Annotated in this window: 17 protein-coding genes; 4 read left to right on the top strand and 13 right to left on the bottom strand. The window is 41.9% G+C overall.

Annotation, left to right across the window (positions count from 1 at the left end):
• The first annotated feature begins 4 nt into the window (after positions 1–4).
• From INE92_RS18140 to INE92_RS18125, 4 genes are all read left to right on the top strand, one after another.
• Positions 5–1,855: a RagB/SusD family nutrient uptake outer membrane protein gene (locus INE92_RS18140; RefSeq protein ID WP_065539838.1), complete on the top strand. Its 1,851-nt coding sequence runs from the start codon at positions 5–7 to the stop codon at positions 1,853–1,855.
• A 13-nt stretch (positions 1,856–1,868) separates the two neighbouring features.
• Positions 1,869–2,543 carry a DUF3823 domain-containing protein gene (locus INE92_RS18135; protein WP_008642297.1) on the top strand — a complete coding sequence of 225 codons (675 nt, stop codon included), beginning with the start codon at positions 1,869–1,871 and terminating at the stop codon, positions 2,541–2,543.
• A 68-nt stretch (positions 2,544–2,611) separates the two neighbouring features.
• Complete coding sequence (locus INE92_RS18130; protein ID WP_008646688.1) at positions 2,612–3,619, top strand: family 43 glycosylhydrolase; 1,008 nt, start codon at positions 2,612–2,614, stop codon at positions 3,617–3,619.
• 89 nt (positions 3,620–3,708) lie between these two features.
• Positions 3,709–5,295, top strand: a complete 1,587-nt coding sequence (locus INE92_RS18125; protein WP_009038860.1) for a glycoside hydrolase — start codon at positions 3,709–3,711, stop codon at positions 5,293–5,295.
• Positions 5,296–5,466: 171 nt separating this feature from the next.
• Here the strand turns inward: INE92_RS18125 and INE92_RS18120 are convergent, their stop codons facing one another.
• The 13 genes from INE92_RS18120 to INE92_RS18060 all read right to left on the bottom strand — a co-directional run bounded on the left by INE92_RS18120 (position 5,467) and on the right by INE92_RS18060 (position 25,101).
• Positions 5,467–6,105 carry an HU family DNA-binding protein gene (locus tag INE92_RS18120; protein ID WP_009038861.1) on the bottom strand — a complete coding sequence of 213 codons (639 nt, stop codon included), beginning with the start codon at positions 6,103–6,105 and terminating at the stop codon, positions 5,467–5,469.
• Positions 6,106–6,782: 677 nt separating this feature from the next.
• The gene (locus INE92_RS18115) at positions 6,783–8,378 is read right to left on the bottom strand and encodes a S41 family peptidase (protein ID WP_009038862.1); all 1,596 of its coding nucleotides are present in this window, start codon (positions 8,376–8,378) and stop codon (positions 6,783–6,785) included.
• 69 nt (positions 8,379–8,447) lie between these two features.
• Positions 8,448–8,903 carry a pantetheine-phosphate adenylyltransferase gene (gene coaD / locus INE92_RS18110; RefSeq protein ID WP_004311084.1) on the bottom strand — a complete coding sequence of 152 codons (456 nt, stop codon included), beginning with the start codon at positions 8,901–8,903 and terminating at the stop codon, positions 8,448–8,450.
• Positions 8,900–10,777, bottom strand: a complete 1,878-nt coding sequence (locus tag INE92_RS18105; protein WP_008642302.1) for a DNA topoisomerase IV subunit B — start codon at positions 10,775–10,777, stop codon at positions 8,900–8,902. The genes coaD and INE92_RS18105 overlap by 4 nt, the downstream gene beginning before the upstream one ends.
• 9 nt (positions 10,778–10,786) lie before the next feature.
• Positions 10,787–11,923: a GNAT family N-acetyltransferase gene (locus INE92_RS18100; protein WP_008642303.1), complete on the bottom strand. Its 1,137-nt coding sequence runs from the start codon at positions 11,921–11,923 to the stop codon at positions 10,787–10,789.
• Positions 11,924–12,100: 177 nt separating this feature from the next.
• Positions 12,101–14,020, bottom strand: coding sequence for a sialate O-acetylesterase (locus INE92_RS18095; protein WP_211421213.1), 1,920 nt, complete (start codon positions 14,018–14,020; stop codon positions 12,101–12,103).
• A gap of 18 nt (positions 14,021–14,038) precedes the next feature.
• On the bottom strand, positions 14,039–14,818 hold the full coding sequence (locus INE92_RS18090) for a DUF5040 domain-containing protein (RefSeq protein ID WP_004317074.1): 780 nt from the start codon (positions 14,816–14,818) through the stop codon (positions 14,039–14,041).
• Between the two features lie 2 nt (positions 14,819–14,820).
• Positions 14,821–17,553: an alpha-L-rhamnosidase gene (locus INE92_RS18085; RefSeq protein WP_211421212.1), complete on the bottom strand. Its 2,733-nt coding sequence runs from the start codon at positions 17,551–17,553 to the stop codon at positions 14,821–14,823.
• Entirely contained in the window at positions 17,513–18,907 is a 1,395-nt protein-coding gene (locus INE92_RS18080; protein ID WP_004298410.1) for an MFS transporter, read from the bottom strand. The genes INE92_RS18085 and INE92_RS18080 overlap by 41 nt, the downstream gene beginning before the upstream one ends.
• Before the next feature lie 10 nt (positions 18,908–18,917).
• Complete coding sequence (locus INE92_RS18075) at positions 18,918–20,087, bottom strand: glycoside hydrolase family 130 protein (protein ID WP_211421211.1); 1,170 nt, start codon at positions 20,085–20,087, stop codon at positions 18,918–18,920.
• Between the two features lie 26 nt (positions 20,088–20,113).
• Complete coding sequence (locus INE92_RS18070) at positions 20,114–21,475, bottom strand: apiosidase-like domain-containing protein (protein WP_211421210.1); 1,362 nt, start codon at positions 21,473–21,475, stop codon at positions 20,114–20,116.
• A gap of 4 nt (positions 21,476–21,479) precedes the next feature.
• Positions 21,480–22,520 (bottom strand): glycoside hydrolase family 5 protein, encoded by a 1,041-nt coding sequence (locus INE92_RS18065; protein WP_120144415.1) that lies wholly within the window; start codon positions 22,518–22,520, stop codon positions 21,480–21,482.
• Between the two features lie 10 nt (positions 22,521–22,530).
• The gene (locus INE92_RS18060; protein ID WP_211421209.1) at positions 22,531–25,101 is read right to left on the bottom strand and encodes a glycoside hydrolase family 2 protein; all 2,571 of its coding nucleotides are present in this window, start codon (positions 25,099–25,101) and stop codon (positions 22,531–22,533) included.
• Positions 25,102–25,111 lie beyond the last annotated feature (10 nt).

Below are 25,111 nucleotides of genomic sequence, written 5' to 3'. Positions count from 1 at the left end.
GATCATGAAAAGCAAATCTATAAAAATACTTCTGATGGGAGCTGCCATCACTTCCATGTTGTCGAGTTGTGGTGACAGTTGGTTCGAAAGAGAACCCAAAAACATTCTTACTAATGAGTTGGTATGGAATGATCCGAACATGATTAAATCGCAGTTGGCCAATCTTTATAATCGTATTCCACAGTTGCACGGTGATTTCAATACCGGTGGTATGTGTGAAACAGACGATGCGATGTATTGTGGTACATTAGATCAGAATTATCGTAACGAACTGCGTTATGGAAACGATTACGGACGCTGGTGGGATTACGGACTGATACGTGACATCAATATGTCTATTGAGAATATCGATAAGTATGGAACCGATATTTCGGCAGATGAGAAACTTCAGTTCAAGGCAGAGTTCCGTTTTATCCGCGCCTACGTTTATTTTGAGCTTGTAAGACGTATGGGTGGTGTACCATTGATTACAACGACTTTGGAGTATGACTTTAGCGGAGATCCTTCTTATTTACGCAATCCACGTGCAAAGGAACACGAAATATATGATTTTGTATATAGTGAATGTGAAGCGATTAAGTCGCAATTGGGTAATAAAGGCAGTCAGACTCGTGCCAACTATTACACAGCGTTAGCGTTAGAAAGTCGCGCTATGTTGTATGCCGGTTCTATCGCTAAGTACAACGCGCTGAAAACTCCTAATATTGTGACTTCCGGTGGAGAAGTGGGTATTCCGTCCGATATGGCAGATGATTACTATCGCAAATCATTGACAGCTTCGCAAGAGATTATCACAAAAGGTGGATATGAACTTTATGAGAAGGAGTCAGATAAAGGGGTGAACTTCTATAAGATGCTTATGGACAAGACCCTGAATAAGGAAGCAATTTGGGTGAAAGATTATAAGAATCCTCTGAAGGTGCATAGCTTCGGTTATGATAATGTAGTTCATCATTTAAGAGAGGATAACGACAACTCTTCTTGCATCGGCCCGTCACTAGGATTGGTAGAGGCTTTCGATTATCTGGATGGAACTCCGGGAACGTTACATTATAAGAATGGTGATGATTATGTAGTATATGACACTCCAAGCGATATTTTTGCCAATAAGGATGAACGTTTGTATGGTACGATTATCTATCCGGGTTCCAAGTTCAGAAATCAAGATGTGGATATTCAGGCAGGAGTAGCAGTTTGGAACGATAAGACCGGTTCTTATGACTTGCTGACAGACCCGAAATTGGGAAGTTTTTATGAAGATAATAAAACTTTTGTCGGCCAGGACGGACCTCAAACCAACAGTCCTAATGTGAGCAACACCGGATTCTATATCCGTAAGTTTATCAGTGAGGCTTCCGGTTACACTCTCCGTAACTACGCTGAAAACTGGTGGCCTTGGTTCCGTTTGGGTGAAATCTATTTGAATGCCGCCGAAGCTGCTTTCGAATTGAATGACGAGCCGACAGCTTTACCCTACATCAACCGCTTGCGTCAGCGTGCCGGTTTCCCGGCCAACAGCTTGACAAGCTTGACAATAGAAAAGATTCAGAACGAACGTCGTGTGGAACTGGCTTTCGAAGATCACCGTTATTTTGATATGAAACGATGGAGAATAGCTGATATTACCTGGAACGGAAATATTGATAATGATAAAGCTATCGTATATGGTTTATATCCTTATCGTATTGCAGTGGCAAAACCGGGAACACAGGATCAGGACAAGTACATTTTCGTAAAGACCAGATCCGAACGTTTCAAGGTGGCAAGAACCTTCCAGCAGTCCAACTATTATTCATTCATTGCTGATGATGTAATTAATAACAATCCGACGATTGTTAAGAATCCATTCCAATAAAAAATAAGAGATTATGAAAAAGATTATACCTTTCTTTATTATGATATGTTGTTTGTTGGCAGTAAGCAGTTGCAGCTACGACAACTTTGAGGAACCTAAAGCCACATTAACCGGAAAAGCTATTTATGATGGTGAGGCAGTAGGGGTTAGAAGCGGAAGTTCCGAATTTGCTTTGTTTCAGGATGGTTATGCTCTGAAAGGTTCTATTCCGGTGTATATTGCCCAAGATGGAAGTTATTCCGTGTCGCTTTTCAATGGTGATTACAAATTGGTGCGTATGGGTAATGCACCTTGGGAAAGGCCTTCTAATGATACGATCTATATTAGCGTAAAAGGAAACACTGTGCAGGATATTCCTGTGACGCCGTATTTCTTTGTCAGAAACGTGTCTTTTGCTAAAAACGGTAACAAGATTACAGCACGTTTCACCATTAACAAAGTGGTTGCCAATGCCAATATGGAAAACGTAGGTATCTATCTAGGTACAGGTATTTTGACGGATGAGAAGCAGAAAGAAGCAGAGTTGAAGTTGGGTAATGCTGTTTCACTCGATCAGGAAAACACAGCTGAAATTGAAATCCCGAGTGGTTTGGTAAACGAATCGTATCTTTACGCCCGTGTGGGAGTCAAATCGGACAAATCATCAGAATATTGCTATAGTCAGTCTATTAAGGTAGCATTGAAATAAATAGTATCAAGAATATAATACTTGAGGGGGAAGTATCGCAACCTGATATTTCCCCCTTTATCTAATGAATGAAAATAATGATAGTAACGATTAAACAAACTCTAATTGCGTTCGGCCTGCTGTTAGCGGTGACATTTCCTGCTTTCGCACAATCAGGGAATCCTGTCTTGCCGGGTTTTCATGCCGATCCTGAAATCTTGTATTCTAATAAGACAAAGAAATACTACATTTATTCTACTACAGACGGTCAGCCTGGATGGGGTGGTTGGTATTTTACTGTTTTTTCGTCCGTCGACTTGAAGAATTGGAAGGATGAAGGAGTCATGCTGGATTTAAAGTCAGACCAAGTGCCTTGGGCGGATGGTAATGCGTGGGCACCATGTATAGAGGAAAAGTTAGTAGGAGATCAATATAAATATTTCTTTTATTACAGTGGAAATCCTAAGACAGGAGGAGGAAAGCAGATTGGAGTGGCTACAAGTGATTCGCCTGCAGGACCGTTTGTTGACTTGGGACATCCTATTATAACGGATTCGCCTACAGGACACGGGCAACAGATTGATGTGGATGTATTCACCGATCCGGCTTCGGGGAAGTCATATTTGTATTGGGGAAACGGTTATATGGCAGGTGCAGAGCTTAATGATGATATGATTTCAATTAAGAAAGAGACTATCACAGTGATGACTCCCGAAGGAGGAACGCTACAGGATTATGCGTATCGTGAGGCTGCTTATGTGTTTTATCGTAACGGGCTTTACTATTTCATGTGGTCGGTAGACGATACCGGCTCTCCTAATTATCATGTAGCTTATGGCACTTCGACATCACCTTTGGGGCCGATTAAAGTGGCCAAGAGCCCTGTCGTATTGATTCAAAACCCGGAGAAGGAAATATATGGCCCTGCTCATAATTCCATATTACAGGTTCCCGGTACTGATAAGTGGTATATTGTTTATCATCGCATTAATAAGAATTATCTGAAGAGTGATCCCGGTGTTCATCGTGAAGTATGCATAGATCGTATGGAATTTAATGAAGATGGGAGCATTAAACAAGTAATACCCACCCGTTAGTTATATCTTTTCGGATTTCAATAGATTGTTTGTATGTTTTTAGAACTGTATTGTGTGATTTGAATAATTAAAAATTTTAGATGGATAGGATGAAAGGTAAAAAGATTTTAGCCGCTTTAGGCTTCTTCTCAATAGCCAGTGTGGCAGGTGGATGTTCCCAACCTGCCCCCGAAATACGTTATCAGATAGAAACAGACCAACTCTGTCAGACGATGGCATACTTCAGTGCTTCCGATGCCTGGAGTATGCAATTCATCGGGCTTTGGCCGCAGGAGAAACAAAACCAAATAGCCGACTGGTTGTTCAGCACGGAGAATGACGCCAACGGACAACCGAAAGGTATCGGCCTGTCACTCTGGCGTTTCAATGTCGGAGCAGGTAGCAAGGAGCAAGGAGAGAACAGTCAGATTGCTTCTCCCTGGATGCGTGCCGAATGTTTCCTGAATCCCGACGGAACATACGACTGGAACAAACAACAAGGTCAACGCAACTTCCTGAAACTGGCTAAAGAACGGGGAGTCAACAAATTTCTGGCTTTCTTGAATTCGCCTCCCATATATTACACACAGAACGGATTGGCTACCAACACCGGACGTGGAGGTACGGCGAACCTGAAACCGGATTGTTATGAAAAGTACGCTCGTTTTCTGGCAGATGTAGTGCAGGGAGTAGAACAACACGATGGCATCAAGTTCAACTATATCTGTCCTTTCAATGAACCGGACGGACACTGGAACTGGGTCGGTCCGAAGCAGGAAGGCTGTCCGGCAACGAATAGGGAAGTAGCCCGCACGGTTCGTCTGTTGAGCAAAGAGTTTGTAGACCGGGACATGGATACACAGATTCTGGTCAATGAGTCTTCCGATTATCGTTGTATGTTCCGCACTCACGAAACGGATTGGCAACGGGGGTATCAGATTCAGGCTTTCTTCTGCCCGGATAGTGTGGATACGTATTTGGGAGATACTCCGAATGTTCCTCGTCTGATGCTCGGGCATAGCTATTGGACAAATACACCTTTAAGCGATCTGCGCAATATCCGTCTTCAACTACGGGATACACTAGATAAATACAATGTTGACTTCTGGCAGACGGAAACTTGTATTATGGGCAATGATGAAGAGATCGGTGGCGGAGGTGGTTTCGACCGTACCATGAAAACGGCACTTTATGTAGCACGCATCATTCATCACGATATTGTATATGCGGGAGCAAAAAGTTGGCAATGGTGGCGTGCCATTGGCGGTGATTACAAAGATGGATTGATTCGCGAATGTACTACGGACAATAATTTCTTAGATGGCAGAGTAGAAGACTCCAAACTGATGTGGGCTTTAGGTAATTATAGTCGTTTTATCCGTCCGGGGGCAATCCGGTTATCCGTTTCGGCTTTCGATCAAACAGACGCTTTGATTCCTGATGGCGACACCGACCAGCAAGGATTGATGTGTTCTGCTTATAAGAATGTAGACGGAACGTATGTGATGGTAGTTATTAATTATGCCAATGAAGAAAAAGAGTTTTCTATTCATAAAGGAAAAGTAGGAAATACGCAATGGCAGATTTATCGTACTTCGGATAAAGAAGGGGAAAATTTGCTTCCGGTGGGGACAGTGAAAAGTGGAAAGATTGTTCAGATTCCGGCGCGTTCTATTATAACGCTTCAGGGCAAATAAAAAACTGTCTCATATTTTTGAGTGGTATATTTGTACGCCTGCCCATTGCTAATTAAGATAGTAATTAACTTGTGTAATTTTTGCACAAGTTAGACGAAAATAGAGGGAAATTCAGTTGTTGCAAAATTTGCGACAACTGAATTTCCCTTTTTTATTTCTTTTGATTTCCTTTTATTCATCTGTCTTTATCTCCGCCTTGCCATAATATCCCGGCATCGGCACATAAATCGGATTATAATAAGTATTGATATTCTTCAACTTCTTCTCCTCCTCTTTCAGCCGTTTGATTTGCCGTGCGGCAGTGGTAGGGGTAAAGCCGCACAATCCTTGAAAGTCGCGACGGGTTAATACAGGGTTGCTCTTGAAGTAGTTTGTCAGCAATTTGTCTATCTCGTCATTTGAAAGGACAGCCGAATGGGGTTTCAGTTTACTTCGCTCCACATGAACAACACTGACTGACCTTTTTAGTTTGGCATCCGCTTTAAAGCTGATATTGGCTTTGAGTTTTATCTGATTCGCTTTTAGTTTGGGCGAAGTGATAGGTTCTTGACTATTCAGCTTTATCTGGAAATAACCGATGCCATCCAAATGGACGCTTTGTCCTTCCCGAAGACGATCTCCCATAAAATGACTTAGGGATTCGAGAACTGACTTTACATCCCCTTCAGTTAGAGAAGTTGCTATCTGGATTTCTTTTGCCAAATAGTCTGTGTCAATGTGTTGGAAGTTGACTACACGTGCGTGATACACTTCTTTGTCTTCCTCATCCTTGGGACGGGGAGTCTTGTACAATTCAAATTGTATTGCCATTATTAATTTGTTTTCGCCTTATACATTACTACGTACCTTTAATTTACCATTGCAAGCCTATAAGGACATTGTTTTCTGTTGTTGCAAAGCTAATCGATCATCTTCGGACTTAGGGGGAGGGTGTTATATAGCTGTTGTTTGTTTGTTATCAAGCGGCTTTTATAAGTTATCCTGCCTTTATTCTTGGATTAAGGCATAGGGATAGTTGTCTTCCGGTGCCTTTATCATTAGTTTCCCACGGCCGTGGAGAGATCTCTTCATGGCTGTGGTAGTATCTTTCCACGGCCGTGGTAGGAATTCGCCACGGCCATGAAGAATGAACTATATCGGTAGCAAAGATAAACTATATCAGGGAGAAAAGCAAACTATCTCTGCTTGTTTGAGGTATTTATGCGCTTTGTTCTATCTGATAGATATAGGGCAGGGGAGAATTAAACTATTCAACAAAAACAAGCTATCTTATGCATATAGGGCCTTTATTCGGCTATTTTGTAGATGATAGATAACCTGTTTTTGCTGGTAAAAGTATGATAGATACCTTTTTTAAAAGCTATCTATCATACTTATTTCTTTGATAATGAGAAGAGTATCAAAATGAATGATACTTATGATAGATATTTTTTCACTATAGTGAGTATATATGTCCACCGAACTGAAAAATGGTGTCTTATGATTGTTTACTGAATACCCTGTTTCAGCTTCTTCTGGTACTCATCCGAATTCAGTATCTCCAGCGCCTTTTGTATACTCTCATTGGTGGTATTCATTACCCGGAAATATTCGTTCATATCCCAAAGATCACGGGCTATTAGTGCTTTAAGCTGCGTCTTGATAAGAGGGAGCGACTTCTGATATTGCTCTTCATTGAATTTCACTCCTTCTTTCTCTCCTATTTCCTTTAAAATGGCGAGCATATCATCATCGACTACGAACTTCTCATCAAACGATTCGAACTTTTTATATTTGTTTTTCAACTCTTTCCGGTGCCCTTCGATAAACTGCATGGTGAATTTAATCACGGCTCCTTTAGCTACCAGATTACGGTGATAATCCGTATAAAGAGTAGTGTCGATAGGTACGAAATAGTCCGGCATGATACCCCCTCCGCCATAAACAGTGCGTCCTAGCTTCTTGGTTTGTGCTTTCAGTGAATCAGGGAAGTGGATGCTGTCAGCATTCATCAGTTCACCGTGGTTGAAACGTTCTATCAGATCCTTGTTGTAATCGACAGTACTGTCGTATGGTTTCTGGATGGAACGTCCCGATGGAGTATAATAGCGTGCAATAGTCAAACGAATCATGGAACCGTCCGGCAGGTCGATAGGACGTTGCACCAATCCTTTGCCGAAAGAACGGCGTCCTACGATAATTCCTCTATCCCAATCCTGCACTGCACCGCTGACAATTTCGCTGGCGGAAGCCGTATATTCATCTACTAGGATGATAAGACGTCCATTACGGAAATCTCCGTTTCCTTTGGCGTAGAAATCACTGCGTTTGGCAGTCCGTCCTTCCGTGTAGACAATCAATTCTTTTTGCCCCAGGAATTCGTTGGCAAGGTCGATGGCTGCATTCAGGTAACCTCCTCCGTTTCCTTGCAGGTCGAGAATCAGGTCCTTCATACCTTGTTTCTGAAGGCTTGTCATTGCTTTCTTGAATTCTTCGGCAGTGGTTGCTCCGAAGCGGTTGATGCGGATATAACCTGTTTTAGGCTGAATCATGTAAGAAGCATCGAGGCTAAGGATAGGTATTTTATCTCTTTTCACTGTGAACAATAAAGGATCTTGTACGCCACGACGAACGATAGTCAGGTTGACTTTAGAACCTTTCGGACCACGAAGACGCTTCATAATATCTTCCGTACTCATTTTCACTCCGGCAATGGCGCTGTCATTGACCGCAACAATACGGTCACCGGCAAGGATGCCGACTTTTTCGGAAGGTCCGTTGCTGACGGGTTGCACTACTAACAGGGTATCTTCAATCATCTGAAACTGAACTCCAATACCTTCGAAGTTACCTTGAAGAGGTTCGTTCATTTTCTTCACTTCTTCTGCGTCCGAGTAGGTAGAGTGCGGGTCGAGTTGTGCCAGCATCTTGATGATGGCTTCTTCCACCAACTTGTCTTCATCTACTTTGTCTACATAGAAATGGGAGATTGCGAACTCTGCCATTTGTAGCTTGCGCATGGCTTCAGAACCGAAATTTTGGGCCTGTAAGGCTGATACTGCCCACAGGCAAGCCAAAAGGACGTATATTTTAATCTTATTCATAATCTTACTTTATATTAATAGCCGAGTATTAACAACCGGGCACAGATACGCCTGCATCCTTCTCAACTCTCAACTTATCCTCATTCCTTTGGGAATAAACTGGCTGATATCTTTATTATAAGTCAATAATTCGCGTACAATCGTTGAGCTGACGCAAGTCAGTTCCGGTTCTGTGAAGAGCAGGATCGTTTCAATGCCTGCCAGTTTGCGGTTGATGTCCGCAATCGTTTCTTCATACTCGAAATCTTTCACTGTACGGATACCGCGGACAATAAACCTGGCCCCTACTTCCTGCGCAAAATCAATGGTCAGACAGTCGTAGGACATCACTTTTATACGAGGCTCATCCTTGTAAAGTTCCCGAATCATTTCCTCTCTTTTCTCAATGGGAAAGTATGTATTCTTGTTCTCATTGATACCGATTCCTATCACGATTTCGTCCATAAAGGTGAGTGCACGTTCCACTACCGAATAATGTCCGATGGTGAAGGGGTCAAAAGTACCCGGGAATATTGCTTTTCTCATGATGCCAAATCTTCTTCTATAACCAGATTATCTATAATAAAGTTCTGTCGTTCCATGGTATTTTTACCCATGTAGAATTCAAGTAGTTCTTTCACTGCGTCTGTCTTTCGCAAAGAAACTTGCTCCAGACGCATGTCTTTACCGATGAAATGCTTGAACTCGTCCGGTGAAATCTCTCCTAAACCTTTAAATCGCGTGATCTCCGGATTCGGGCTTAGTTCGTTAATTGCATTGACACGCTCTTCTTCACTATAACAATAGATTGTTTTTTTCTTATTGCGTACACGGAACAAAGGCGTTTGCAGTATATATACGTGGCCTTTTTTTATAAGGTCAGGGAAGAATTGCAGGAAGAAAGTAATTAGCAGCAGGCGGATATGCATACCGTCCACATCGGCATCGGTTGCTACGATGACTTTGTTGTAGCGTAGTCCGTCCAAACCATCTTCTATATTCAAGGCTGCCTGAAGCAGATTAAATTCTTCGTTCTCGTAGACCACTTTCTTGGTTAACCCGAAAGAATTCAGTGGTTTACCACGTAGACTGAACACTGCTTGCGTGTTCACATCACGGCTTTTGGTGATGGAACCACTTGCAGAGTCCCCCTCGGTGATAAAGATGCAGGAGTCTTCTTCCAGTCCTTTTCCTTTCGGGTCGTTGAGGTGAATACGGCAGTCGCGCAATTTGCGGTTGTGCAGGTTTGCCTTTTTTGCACGTTCACGGGCAAGTTTGGTTACACCTGCAATGGCTTTACGCTCTTTCTCGGATTCTTGGATCTTTTGTTGTATCGCTTCGGCTACATCCGCATTCTTGTGCAAGAAGTTGTCCACTTCCTGTTTGATAAAGTCGCCTACATATTTATTGACTGTCACTCCGCCGGGAACCATATTGGTAGAACCCAGCTTCGTTTTCGTCTGACTCTCAAAGATAGGCTCTTCCACATTGACGGCAATGGCAGCAACCAGTCCGTTACGAATGTCGGTATAGTCCATGTTCTTGTTAAAGAACTCTTTGATGGTGCGGGCGATGTGTTCCTTGAAAGCACTCTGATGCGTACCTCCTTGGGTGGTATGCTGACCGTTGACGAAGGAGTAATATTCTTCTCCGTATTGTCCGGTATGCGTGAAGGCGATTTCGATGTCTTCCCCTTTCAGGTGGATGATCGGGTAAAGTCCGGTTGCCGTCATATTGTCGTTCAAAAGGTCTACCAGACCATTGCGTGACAGGATACGGTGTCCGTTATAGATAATGGCAAGCCCGGTATTGAGGTACGTGTAGTTACGTAGCATTGTCTCAATAAATTCAGGCTTGAAACTGTAATTCAGGAATAATGTATTATCCGGTTCGAAGAAGATGTAAGTTCCGTTTTCCTCTTCGGTATTCTGCGTTTCGTCGGTTAGCAGGTTTCCTTTTGAGAAAGTGGCGATACGTACTTTACCGTCGCGGTAACTGCGTACCTCAAAACGGGAGCTCAAGGCATTGACGGCTTTCACACCGACACCGTTTAGTCCGACACTTTTTTTAAATGCCTTGCTGTCGTACTTACCACCGGTGTTCAGCATGCTGACGGCTTCGATGAGTTTTCCCTGCGGGATGCCTCGTCCGTAGTCGCGTACGCTGACACGGAGGTTTTCTTCAACGGTAATCTCGATTTTCTTACCGGCTTGCATTTTGAACTCGTCAATACTGTTGTCAATTACTTCTTTCAGGAGGACATAGATTCCGTCTTCGGCATGTGCACCGTCGCCCAGCCTTCCGATATACATACCGGGGCGTGTGCGTACATGTTCCATGTCACTTAGGTGACGGATGTTGTCGTCAGTGTACTCTACTGCATTGTTGTTGTCTACAGGTATCAATTCGTTCTCTTCCATAGCTGTTTTTTATTTTATCTCTTTGATGAACGCACGGCGGCGCTTATGTTGTTGAGTCTCAAAGTAATCCCATTGTGCCTGAACTTTTCCGTTCAGTTCCAGTTCGGGGTTGCTTTCCGCAAAGATAAAACCTAATTTTTGATAAACTGGAATTAAATCGGAAAATAACAAAGCGTTAACACCTTTGTTTTGATATTCCGGTTTCACTGCAACGAGTAGCAGATCAAGCATTTTGGCACGGCGTTTCATAAATAGTGCCTTTAACAGATAGAACCATCCGAGTGGCAACAGACGTCCGTGTGATTTCTGTAAAGCCTCGGCGAGAGATGGCATGGAGATACCTACACAGACCAATTCGTCATTGGCATCAGTAATCAGTGTAACCATGCGTAAGTCAAGGATCGGCAGATACATTTTCACGTATTGGTCAATTTGCCGCTGTGTCAACGGAGAATAGCCATAAAGAGGACTATATGCTTCATTCATCAGCTCGAAAATCTTCTGTCCGTAGTCTTTGGCTATTTTTCTTCCGGAAGTATATTTCTTTATCTTGAGGTTATATTTTCGTTGGATCAGTTCGGAGATACGTTTATGCTTGTCGGGAATGGCATCCGGTATGTAGATTTTGTATTCCACCCAGTCGGCGTCTTTCTCGAAGCCTAACTTTTCCATGTGTACAGGATAGTACGGGTGGTTGTAGATAGTAGCCATGGTACTAAGTTGGTCGAATCCTTCAACTAACATACCTTCCGCATCGAAATCAGTAAATCCGAGAGGACCGGCAATGTGAGTCATGCCTCGTTCTTTTCCCCATTCTTCCACCGTTTTGATGAGTGCGGATGATACTTCGGGATCGTCGATGAAGTCTATCCATCCGAAACGAACGTTTTTACATTCCCACTTCTCGTTCGCCTGATTATTGATGATTGCAGCTACACGTCCTACTATTTTATCGTCCCGGTATGCGAGGAAATAATCTGCTTCACAGAATTCGAATGCTGCGTTTTTCTTCTTGTTGAAGGTGTTGAGCATGTCGTCATAGAGGTCAGGCACAGAGTAAGGGTTACCCTTGTACATTCTGTAATTGAAACGGATAAATTTCTTAAGTTCTCTCTTTGTGGAGACTTTCTTGATTGTAATAGCCATATCTCGTATTTATGATTTGAGCAGGCAAAGATACGTGATAATCTTTAAATTACAACGTGTGGGAAAGAGAAAATATAGTCTCTGGATGATTAGGGAGTGGACTGTAAATATGAAAAATACCGGAAATGATGATCATACATTCATTGCCGGTATTCTTTTTCTGTTTTTGTAGGCCGTTTATTGGCTGATGTGTCCTTCGAAAGGCGAGGCAGGTAAACCGGCTGCGTTGTATAAGTTAGCATCATCGGGATTATCTCCCCAAGCATATCGTACAGAGACCGGTTGCTGTATTTCCTTATTCCATACTATTACTTTATTGTTTTCGATTTTAGCCTGTGCCCATTGGTATTTTCCATTTACGCCGGCAATGGCGAATCCTGATAAATAGCCATATTTATTACGAGCTACTAGTTGTTCGTCACAAGCGTTAAAGGTGAGCTCCAGTGCATCTCCGATTCTTTTTACCGACTGGAATATCGGGCCGGTGCAAACAATAGAGTTATATCCGTAATCATTGTGGAGAGCATGCAAAGCAAGTCGTTTACCTACATCTTGTTTGTTGCGGGGATGTATGTCATTTTCTTCACCGATGTCTATAATGACGGCCTGTCCTGTATGTGGTAAGGCCAGTGTCTTCGACTGTGTATCTCGCAGGTTTGCCCAATGACTTTCGGAAGGCTGCTTGGCCGGAGACATGAAGTTTGCTAATTGAACCCAATAAAATGGGAATTCGTTATTCCATCTGCTTCTCCAGTCTTTAATTAAAGCCGGAAATAAATCAATGTATTCGTTGGCTCGGGCGGCATTGTTTTCTCCCTGATACCAGATTACCCCTTTCATCCCCAAACCTACCAGCGGATGAATCATTGCGTTGAACAGCAAAGAAGGAAAAGCGTTAGGACCATATTCTACATAATCATATTGTGCACTCGATACTGCAACTTTATACTTCCAATTATCACACAAAGGGAAAATTCGGTTGTTGATTTTCAGGTATACTTCATCTTTAGGACCATATAGACCGCCTCCTCCACGATAGTCGGATATTTTAATAGTGATGGTATTCTGTTCCTTTATTACTTCTGCCGGAATCTTATATAGACGTTTCAGGTCATATCCTACCGTTCGTCCTACTTCATGTCCGTTAACCCAGGTAATGTCATCGTCATCGATAGTACCGAGACTCAATTCTGCATCCTGTCCTAAACAGTTGGCCGGTATGGAAAACTGATAAGTAAACCATACAACTCCATCTATACCGGATAACTCTTCATTTGACCATAATGACGGAACAATATGTTCCTTCCAGTTTTCTGTAGGGGTGTTTTCTAAATACCATTTCTCTTTTTCTCCCGGTTCGTTTATGATGGCTTGTTCGAATTCTTTTTTGACTTTGTCACTGTGCTTGATGTATTCTTCGAATTCAGAAGAGCGCATACGGGCTAATGATTTTTCATATTTCGGGAAATGCTCTATCACTTCCATGCTCATCCAGGTTTCGATGTCCGTACCACCCCATGAGGAGTTGATGAATCCGATAGGAATATTGAGTTTTTGGTATAATTCACGCGCAAAGAAATAGCCGACAGCTGAAAAATCAGAAGCGGAGGCGGGTGAACATACTTCCCATTTACCTTTTAAGTCGGTTTTAGGAGTGTGCCCCATTTCTTGAATTACGTTGAATGAACGGATTTGAGGGTAATTGGCAGCTGCGACTTCTTCGGTAGCATGATTAGCGCTACGCAGACGAAACTCCATATTTGACTGTCCGCTACAAATCCATACTTCACCGATTAAAATATCTGTAAATGATAAAGTCTGCTTGAGGCTTTTTACATTTAGAGTATACGGTCCACCGGCTTGCATAGGAGGTAGGCTGACTGACCATTTCCCATTTTTATCGGTTCGGGTACTCTTTTGAGCATTTCCTAATGTTACGCTAATTCGCTCACCGGCACTGGCAGTTCCCCATATATTGATTGGCTTCTCACGTTGCAGCACCATGTGGTCTGAAAAGAAAGAAGGTACGGAAAGCTGTGCCATTATTTGTGATAGGACAAATAACAAGCAAACTGTTAATGATAGAAGTTTTTTCATCCGATGAGTATTTGGTGATTATTCATTAATATATTCTTTGGGAAGCAATATCTTACGAAGCGTATCGGCAAAGATTGCAGCCATGCGCTGTTGAATAAATGAATGTTCTCCATGTGGCGGATGCCATCCAAATACTTCTCCATGAGTCTCTTGTGAATCCCCAGTGTAAATTAGGCTATATTGTTTTCCTGTAACCGGATGTTTCTGGTTTTTGGAGAATCCGATGTATCTGTCGAATTCAACTACTGGGAATCCCCATTTTTCTGCCAGTTTTCGGACCGAAGTGTTGAATATCGGACGACTGTCATGCCAATGAGTACATAAGACAATAGAAGCAGGTTTCCCATAAGGAGTGTTATAATATCTGGATTTTGGATTAAATTTCTGGTTATAACAGTCTGATATGTAGCGCTTGATGACATAATCATAGCAAACGGCATAGTCGGAAGCATCAAAAGGAGTTTTATAATCCTTGTAGTTCTCTTTTAAGTTTGCTTCGTTATATACGTCTTTTTCATGTACTTGCATCAAGACGAATACATCAATGTTATCGAACTCTTCCGGGGTATAGAGAGTGCCGTCCAGCATTTTATTTGCAGTGTGAGCAATAGATTCTGCACTTACAGCCCGATTGATGGGGATGGCGTGAAGGGCACGACATCCCATTTCAAACCACTTATTGTTAGGTTCGGCAAAAGATGCTCCGGATAATAAAATGGTATAAGTGTCTTTATTTTGGGCTATTCCTGCTAAAGCGAGCAGGCAAATGAATGTGAATAAGGTGATTCTTTTGTACATAGTTATCGTTGATTGATTAATTGGTGAATAAAATCAAGTTCAAGTGAATGTTTTCCGGCTTGTAAAGTTATCGATTTTTGGGGTTCTGGCATTGTAAAAGGAACAAATGTTGCAGAAGTGCCTGCCGGAATATCGATTGTATAACGGATGCAGTCATTAGTTTGACGAACCCAGTTGATATTTAACCAGCCATAGGGAGTATTATAGCGTATGGTAAGTTCATTCATGTCTGCCGGAAAGAAAGGTTTTAGCAAAATATGCTTGAATCCGGGATGTTTTTCATCTATCTGAATTCCTCCCAGTCCTTTGTATAGCCATGCTCCTATTTCTCCGAACATAATATGGTTATATGAGTTGTCGATAACGACATCTGTCCGCCAATTTTCATGTAGAGTTGTAGCACCTTGTTTGATCCAGTACCCCCAGGAAGGATAGGTGTCTTGTGATGCGACTTTGTAAGCTGTTTCCGCATATCCGTTATCTGACAGGGCGGAAAGTAGGGCCTTGCTTCCTAATAAACCTACGTCCAGATGATAATCGTCTTTTTCTACCAATTCATGTAGTCTGGCAGCAACTTTCTTTTTATCTTCTTCCGGAACGATTCCCCAGTATAATGGCATGGCAAGTTCTGTCTGTGTTCCCCCTGCATATATTCCTGTTTCCTTATTGAGAAAACTGGTGTTGATAGCTTCTTTTATTTTTTGTGCCAGCGTGTTATAATAGGAGGCATCTTCGGCATATCCGAAAAGTCTGGCTGCTTTGGCTAGAATACAGACGTCCGTATAATAATAGATAGAGGAAGTCAAGGTTATATTGCTTTTTGAGCGTACAGGTACCCAGTCGCCCAGTCCCCAGTCTGTAAGATGATTGGTTGATATGGATTCTATATAGGAGACATATTTTTTGATTGATCCGTACATGCGGCGGAGTAATGTGGTATCTCCGTAAAATCGATAAATTTCCCAAGGGATAATGGCGACAGCACTCGTCCAGTCGACCCCGTTGGCCCAATCATAGCCCCATACGGAAGTTGGGATGATACATGGGAGGATTCCGTTGTCTTTTTGTTCATCACAAAAGTCGTTCATCCATTTCTCATATATAGAGATACCATCGAAATTGTATAATCCTGTTTCTATGGCAATATGTGCGTCTCCTGTCCAGCCATTTTTTTCCCGTTGAGGGCAGTCAGTCGGGTAACCGAACAAGTTGGCTAAATAGGAACTGTTAGTGGCTTTCCATATTTTGTTTAGCAGATCGGATGACGAAGACCAGTAGCCGATGGCCGGAACATCACTGTGCATTTCTACTGCAATAAGATTTTCGTCGGATAATTGAATGGGGGCAGATGATGAGACTTCTACAAACTGAAAACCTTTGTAGTTGAATTTGGGCATGAATCTATCTTGCTTTCCGCTAAGTATGACGATGTCTGTTTGAAAAGGATCGCTGTCGTCTGTCGGCCGGTAGTGATAATCTATATTTGCCATGTTTACCATACCGTTTTTGTCTAAAAGTTCCCCGTGTTTCAGGTGCAGTTTTGTTCCTTTTTTTCCTTTCACTTTTAGCTCGGTGACACCTGCAATGTTTTGGGGGAAATGATAGACGTAGCAGCTGTCATTTATTTTTTTACATTGAGTTGCTGTATAGCGGGCCGTTTCACGAATCGGATGCATAACTTGTGATTTGATCGTTTCCGTAGGCGATTCGGTTTCTTGTGCATGATACCATCCGGTAGCGTTGAATCCGGGGGAGTCCCAGCCTGCTAATTCTTTCTGTGCATCATAATGCTCGGCTGTATAGATGCTGTTGAAAATAACCGGGCTGTCAGTTGTTTGCCAGGTTGAGTCAGTACCCAGATATTCTGTTGTTCCATCTGTGTAACGCAGATGGAGTTGTGCTGTGAATTTAGGGCGGTTTCTCCATGAAGCCTTGTCGAAAAACCATACTGCTGTGGATTGATGATTATACCAGCCGTTCCCCAGTTGTACTCCTATTACATTTTCACCCAGAGATAGTAATGACGTAACATCATGAGTGACTGATAGTATACGTTTGTCGAAATGTGTATACATAGGGTCAAGGAAATGATTTCCTGCCCGTTGCCCGTTGACAGAGAGCTCATGCAGGCCTGCCGATGCAATAGTGAGTAAGGCTTGCTCGATTGTTTTGTCTAATTGGAAGCTCTTTCTATAATAGGGTGCCGGACGGTATGTGATGTCATGTTTGTCAGTAATCCATTTCCCTTTCCAGTTGTCAGATGATAAACATCCTGTTGTGAAGGAGGATATAGGGGAAAATGTAGTTTTCTGTTTGGAAGAGGTTTGATAGCCTATTTTCCAATAATACGTTGTATATGAATCTAATGGTTGTCCATCATAGGAGACTCTTATGGGAGCTCCTATGATGGATTTGTTCCAATAACCGGACTGTCTGCCTGATAATTGAGTACTGTCTGTTGATAGCCATATCTCAACTCTGTTGATACTATCTTCCTCTAGCAGCGGAAGTTTCCAGGAGAGTCTGGGAGTTTGAGTATCTACTCCTACAGGAACGGGTATATTCTCACATTTTAATTCAAATGGCGTTTTTAGCTCTTGAAGTGCACATGAGAATAGGGTTGTACCCAATAGTAAATACAAATAGGACCGAATTGAAATATGAGCCATATTGGTTAGTTGGTTAGTGATGAATTTACTTTTTTCTTCTCTCTTCGAGTTCTGTTGATATTTCATATAATCTTTTTTCATTTAACGGATAACGTGAAATGAAGAATGCTGATAGCATGGTGGCAATTGCCGGGAAGATACTCATCATCATACAAATGCCGGTTTGAGCAAAGTCGGATTGGATTACATTTGCTTTGAAACCGAAATAGGCCAGTAGCCATCCGGTCAAAGCACCTCCGATTGTCCAACCGAACTTTTGAGACATGGACGAAGAAGAGAATATCAGGCCGGTTGCCCGTCTTCCGGTTTTCCATTCGGAATAGTCTGATATATCTGCATACATAGACCATAATAAAGGAGAAATAATACCCGCACAGATACTTATTAAGACCTGTAAACAAAGAATTCCCCAGATAAAATCTTTAGGAAGGAAGTAGAATAAAACACTTAGAATGGTAGCGCCAACCATTGCTACAAAATAAGTTTTCTTTTTACCGATTCTTTTGGTGAGTGATGGCACAAACATGATTCCGAGGATATTGGCGGCTTGTCCTAATACCAAGTAGATCGTGATTAGAGTAATGGCACTATTCATGAATGAGAAAGAGAATGTATCGGAGCTGTCTACATAATATTTGAAATAGAATACAGCAGAACCGTCACGAAGAGAATTGAACACTAATGCCATGATTCCTGCGCATAAAAGAATCCACCAGGGTTTGTTTCTGCCCAAATCTTTCAGATCTTCTTTCAGTGATCCTTTTTCTTCCTTTATGGGCTGCACTCTTTCTTTTGTCCATAGAAAAGTTAATAAGAACATTCCACTAGCCATAATCGCAAATACGACTGCAGCCATCTGCCAGCCGAAAGCGATGTCAGGTATATTTTCCGTTATCTTCATTTTACTGAATATATCAACCAGTGGCTCAATGAGGAATAGTACCAGAATACTTCCTCCAAAAGCAAATGTCATGCGGTAGGAGGAGAACTCTGTGCGTACTTGTGGATTGGCAGACATTACTCCTAATAGAGATGCGTACGGAACATTGATTAATGAATATACCATCATCATAAGGGTATATGTGGCATAGGCAAATATTATTTTGGTAGTCATGTTATCTCCAAAAGATGAGAAGGTCAGTATACCACAGATGCCGAATGGTATGGCTATCCATAGTAGGTAGGGGCGGAATTTACCCCAGCGTGAGTTTGTCCGGTCGCCTAATATTCCGACAAACGGATCGAGGAAAGTGTCCCAAATGCGTGTGATAAGGAACATTGTTCCTACCACTGCCGAAGAGATACCTACCACGTCTGTGTAGAAGAATAGCAGATACATTGTGAATAACTTCCAAAACATGGAAGAAGCAGCATCTCCTAATCCATACCCGATTTTTTCTCTTAGTTTTATGTTTTCCATGGTGATGTATTTATTGTTTCAGGTATTGTTTATTGTGGTTTACCATAGTAATGATCCGCTTCACAGATTCTATAGAACGGAAACCGTCGGTTGGTGTGTGCAGACAATAATCTACAAGCTGGCTTACTGTTGATTCGGCTACATGAAGACGGGTGTCCGAAGACGCATAATAGATATAAATTTTTCCGTTATCATCTTCAATCCATCCGTTTGAGAATAATACATTCGATACATCACCGATTCTTTCTTCTCCTATAGGGGCCATGAAATAACCTGCAGGTTCAGCTATAATTTCTGTCGGATCTTCTAAAGAAGTCATGTATAAGTATAATACATAGCGTAATCCGGCTGCGCATCCTCTTACACCATGTGCTAAATGTAACCATCCTTGTGGAGTTTTAATGGGGTGTGGCCCTTCTCCATTTTTTACCTCCTTGATCGTATGATAAAACCGTTTATTGATGATTTTTTCCTCTTTTATTTCGGCATGACAGATGTCATCTATGAGTGCCCATCCGATACCTCCTCCATTGCCGGCGTCAATAAAACCATCTTGAGGGCGGGTATACAGGGCATACTTCCCATTCACAAATTCCGGATGAAGCACTACGTTACGTTGCTGGCTCGGAGATTTCAGATCCGGCAAGCGTTGCCATATTTTTAGGTCTTTTGTTCGTGCAATACCTGCAACGGCTACTGCGGAAGATAAATCACCGGCTGGAGCGTTTGTATCTTTGCGTTCCGCACAAAAAATGCCATAAATCCATCCATCTTCATGTGCGGTCAGGCGCATATCGTACATATTGGTATCAGGAATGTCTGTCTCCGGCATTTCTATCGGATAATCCCAAAAACGAAATCCGTCTACGGGACTATTACTTTCTGCTACTGCAAAGAATGATTTTCGGTCTGCTCCTTCCACACGCGCCACAAGATAGTATTTATGATTGATCTTGATGGCTCCCGTATTCATTACAGCGTTGATACCAATTCTTTCTTCCATGAATGGGTTTTGTTTTTCATCAAAATCATACTTCCAGATGAGTGGTGCATGTTCTGCTGTTAATACAGGGTGGTAGTAACGTTTATATATACCGTTGCTATTGTTACATATCTCATTTTTTCGGTTGATAAGAGCTTCATAATTTTGTGTTAGCTCTTCTAATCTATTACTTTTCATATTCTATAGTTATTTTTCTCGGTTAATTATTCTATAATTAAAACCCAGTCATTTCCTTTTCCCTTTGTGGGAGAGGATACGGGAATGGTATCTGCTGTTGTATTTTGATGGAATGTGATTCTTCCATTGCGAGGATTCATCCACTTTAAAGACCGTTTGGATGCCTTCATTGAAGGCAAATAAATCGTTCTCTCTCCACCTTGTGGAAAATATACTAATAAGTAGTCTTTGTTGCCGAATGCTACGGGATAGTTTTTATTTTCTAAAGGTATATTGCCAAAGATGGTTTGTTGGTTTTTTCCTTGAGTAAAGTCAAATTTTTCCCATAATCTGCGAAAGTGAATTAAGTCCCATGCTCCTTGTTTATCCATTGATTGGTACCATGGAGTGTCGGCGTCACATTTAGGCTCACGTCCGGTATCAAACATCTGCCATATATCATTACAGCCGTATGTATATCCACAAGCTCCGCTGAACATACTTTGGTAAAGTGTATGGCGGATATCATCATCTCCAAATCTTCCATTTTCTTTTTTGAAATTGATCGGAATATTTTCATATCGGGGTTCTCCGTCCATGCATGGCTTGTGTGGTTCCTTTTTTAAATCGGGCAAAAGCAGACGTTGATAGATTGCGAAATCTTGTTGTGCGTGTCCGGATTGACACATATTAAAATCCAGCCACGAAGCATTGTGAAACCAGAACGAGGATGAGTGCTCTCCATGAGGATGATAGGTCATCAAATGGTTTTTGTCTACACTTTTAATACCGGTTGCTAATGCATTCCAAATGGCAAAGTTTTTTCCGTCTCCACTTCGATCACCTCCTATTATCCATATCAGATTGGGTGCGTTCAGATAGCGTTCTCCTAACCATTTGCCGTATCTATATGCATTTTCCGGTGTAAAAATCTCCGGTCCTTTTCCCCATTGTTTGTCTACCTTATCTCCCCAGGTTGGTAGTAGAGCTATGTATAAACCTTTGGCTGCTGCCAGAGAAATAACTTTGTCTACATGAGTGAAATAGCCGGGAGCGGGCTTGTCAATATTGCCGTCAATTAACTTAGGTTCTCCGTTAGATGAAACATCCATATCATCTAATTCATCCAGGATTACCGTTTGTATGACGGTAAATCCTTTTTCTCTGCGATTCTCCAAATATAGTTCAGTCTCTTTGTCATTTAAGCGGCTGATGAGTTCCCATGCTGTATCTCCCATGTAGAGAAAAGGAGTTCCGTCACTGTATTCTAGGTAACGTCCTGAAGAATTTACCCTTAAGTTTCCTTTGGATAGATTCGTGGCGTTTCCTGTCCACCGGTCTTCTTGGGCGGAAGTTCCAGTTATACAAAACATGAGTAAAATATAGCAGATGGAGAATCGTTTGAACATAATTCTATTTTTTAAAGGTACTTGTATATTTCTCAATGATAGGCATTTGCGGTCTGTCTTTCCCGTCTTTGGGGGTAATTGCCATGAAATAGGTATCCCACCACGGACCCGCAGCCCAATATGTACCATTGATTCCGTTTTCTTGTAAATATCCCAAGAATAAGTCGAGGGTTTCATTCCAACGGGGATCATTGTCGGGGATTCCATATTCTCCGATAAAACCATGGAATTTATTCTGTTTAATCCATTCTACAAATGGTTTTACCCGGTCGATTCCTTTCTCCGGATAACATTCTTCCTCTTCGTATGAATATTTGTACGTACCGGATGCATCCTTGTCAAAATATACATGAGCTTCAAAAGCAAGGTTATTAGCTGGGTCTTTTAAGAATTTGAGTGTATCACTCTGCTCGATCCAACGCTCTGCTGATGACCAGTCGTTGCCGCCTACCATAATAAGCGTATTTGTGTCGACTTCTCGTATGGCATTGATGGACGCTTGCGCCATGTCGAACCACTTGGTTTCCGGGGCCAGATCATGTGGCTCGTTCATTAGCCCGTAACCATATATGTTTTTAAAAGTGGAGAATTCTTTAGCGATAGCTTGCCAGAAAGAAGCCAGGTCTTCGATTGTTAATCCGTTGTTTCCAATGAGGGTATGTTCGTTGTTCATGAAGCGGCGACAGTAATTATGTAAGTCAAGAATAACCACCATATCGCGTTTCTCTGCTGCTCTGACCAATTCTTTCATTTTATTGAGGTCGTGCTGGTTTAGCGGTCCTTTTAAGTCAAGTTGTAGCCGTTCCCATTTGAATGGTAACCGGATAAGTTTCAGCCCTTTCTTTTGCCAATATTCGAGGTCTTGATCTGTCGGGTAGGTATAGTCTTTATTATACTCACCGGGGAAAGATGAACCGAAGTCCGCGCATGCCAAGTTTACTCCGTAAGGTTCACCTGTCTCTTTTACCGGAGGTTGATTACTTTTACATCCATTTAGAGTAAGAAGGCTAAGTAGTAGAAAAGCCGAAATAAAAACTTTTTTCATAATGTTCTGTTTAATAGGGTGATTGAAGATTCCAGCCTTTTACAATAACTGGAGATTCCAAATTTATTTTTAATATTTTTGATTCCTGTGGGTTAAGCCATATATAGTTCTCCGAAACGATAAGTTGGTCCATTTTTTCTGGTACTTCTACGTGTACTCCGATAGCAGGGTGCTTTCCTGTATTTGTTAAAGTCACCATATTACCTGTGCGTTCCATTTTAATTTCTGTTTGGGGCATTGATACGATGGAGCCCGGACGTACTTCGTAATTGGTAAAGTAATAATTCCGATATATGTTTTTGTTATCTTTGATTATGTCCAGAACAAAGAATAGCATGGTCGATTTGGTTTGTTCTCTATTCAGATTTATTTCTCCTAGTTTTTTGACGACATTATCATCGCCGATACCGTTGAAAGTATGGGTGGCAACAGTATCTAGTAATGCATTGTATATAGACACTTTGACTTGATAAGGTTCTTTCTCTAATGTTTGGCAGTCATCAAGTAGATAGACAGGAAGACTGACTTCTTGACTGGCAAGGTTGCTGCGGTCAAATAGCATGACTGCTGCTAACGGGGCAAAAGACTTTTGCACAAAATAGTGAACGGGTTTTATGATACCATAATAGTCTACACATGACCATGATACACCAGGATAGTTATCGTTCATCTTATAATAAAGTGCTCCGGTAGTATGAGGCCATAATGTGCGTGCCCGTTCTAATGTATGGCGCACTCCTACTACTTGTGCTAACTGTGACCCGAGTATGAAAGAAGCCAGCGAGTCCTTCGGCATAAAATAACCGGAATATTGAGTAAGTTTCTCCATTTCTCTCATCGTTCCGAAGATAGGAGTGTGGTGCGTGAAATTACCGCTCCTTTGGGGAGGCCACACTTCTTTTTCCTCGTCCAAATATCTACGCACTGTCTCGATGTGAGGCAATGATGCTATCCCAAATTCTCCCCAAAAAGGAGCGGTCATATTCAAATTGTGATTAAGATGAGCATCGTCCCACCAGCAGTTGTAATTGTGCAGGCTGCCTCCCCAGGCTTCCCCACGATGGAAGGGACGTGTTCCGTCAAGTTCTATACTAAGTCGTCCCATCATGTCAATTGCAGGTCCGAATGGTTTATCTGATTCATTCCCTGCTCCCCACATAATAAGAGAAGGGTGATTTCTTAATCGTTTGGTATTTCTTTCCACTGTTTCTTGCAGGATAGTGTACGGTTGCGTGTTATGGCTATTCCAGGCCGTTGGCCATTCTTGCATGACTAAAATACCATATTTATCGCATAATTCGTAAAAATCATCGGTTTCGGGCATTCCTCCTCCCCAGGCTCTTAACATTTGTATGTGCTGCCTTTGGGCTATCTGGAGCAAATGTTCGTATTTATTTCTTGAGAAGTCCATTAATGCATCCATAGTGCACCAGCCTGTTCCTTTTATGAACATCGGCTTGCCATTGATGACGAATGTCCAGTTATAATAATCTTCTTTAGCACCATCAATTAATGGTCTCATCTCAATAGTCCGTATACCGAACGACGTTTTTATATGGGCTGTCTTCCCTTTTTGTGGAACGAAGAATAGGTTGAGGTCATATAGTGATTGTTCTCCTCTGTCATTGGGCCACCAAAGATGCGGATCTTTGATTTGAAAGTCTAAAGATAAAGTTTCCTGTTTTTTCGGACTATTTATGTCGAAACGATAATATTGTGTTATTCCTTTGAAGTTCTTGGGAGATACTTCTGCATATAATACTCCTTTTAATGGAGATGATTTTTTATGCAGATCAAGAGTTAAGCGCATTTGACCATCGAGCGAACGAGTAGCGATGAAGGGTGATTCTATTTCTACTGCGGCTTGTTCTTTTAATTGAACACTACGCCAGATTCCTAATGATGGGATTTGTGCATAATGCCATCCATAAACGCAATTGAATACAACTGTATATTTCCAACTTTCATTTGCGTTGGGAGGCCAGTTGCCCAGAAACATTTGAGGGATGGCTTCTAGTTTTACTATGAGAGTGTTTTTATTCTTTAAATAGTTACCTATTGAAAAATCGGGCCCTCCGAACATACCTTCGTGTGTTCCTAAAAGTTTTCCATTGAGCCATATTGTACATTTGTTAGCAATTCCGCCAAAAGATAATATACAGTGAGATGAGGGGGAGTCTAGTTCGAACTCCCGCTTCATCCACCATGTCTTGTAAGATTGTTTTTCTGCAATAGAGTCATTCTGTCCGATGTATGGATCGGGTATGATTCCATTTTCTACTAATGCGGTGTGAATACTACCAGGCACATGGGCAGGTATTTGATCTGTCCAGATAGTGTGTAAACGTTCTTTTTCAGTTCCTCCTTCTGCCAGTTGCCAGGTTCCGTCCAAAAAGATGTTTGCAGGAGTATCTCTGACAAGAGGAATATTTCCTGTTTCAGTCATCTGTATACCTTTTACTCCCATTGGAGATAGCTTTGCTGCAAAGCTTTCTCTGTCTATCTCATCCATTGATTTTTGTGCAATAACCATTGGAGTGGATAGCAGTAAAGTGATAATAGTGATGATTCGAGTTCTCATGGACAGTATT

Origin of the sequence: Bacteroides xylanisolvens, from assembly GCF_018289135.1 — a bacterium.
Taxonomy (GTDB): Bacteria; Bacteroidota; Bacteroidia; order Bacteroidales; family Bacteroidaceae; genus Bacteroides; species Bacteroides xylanisolvens.
This window is presented reverse-complemented; position numbering and strand designations above follow the sequence as displayed.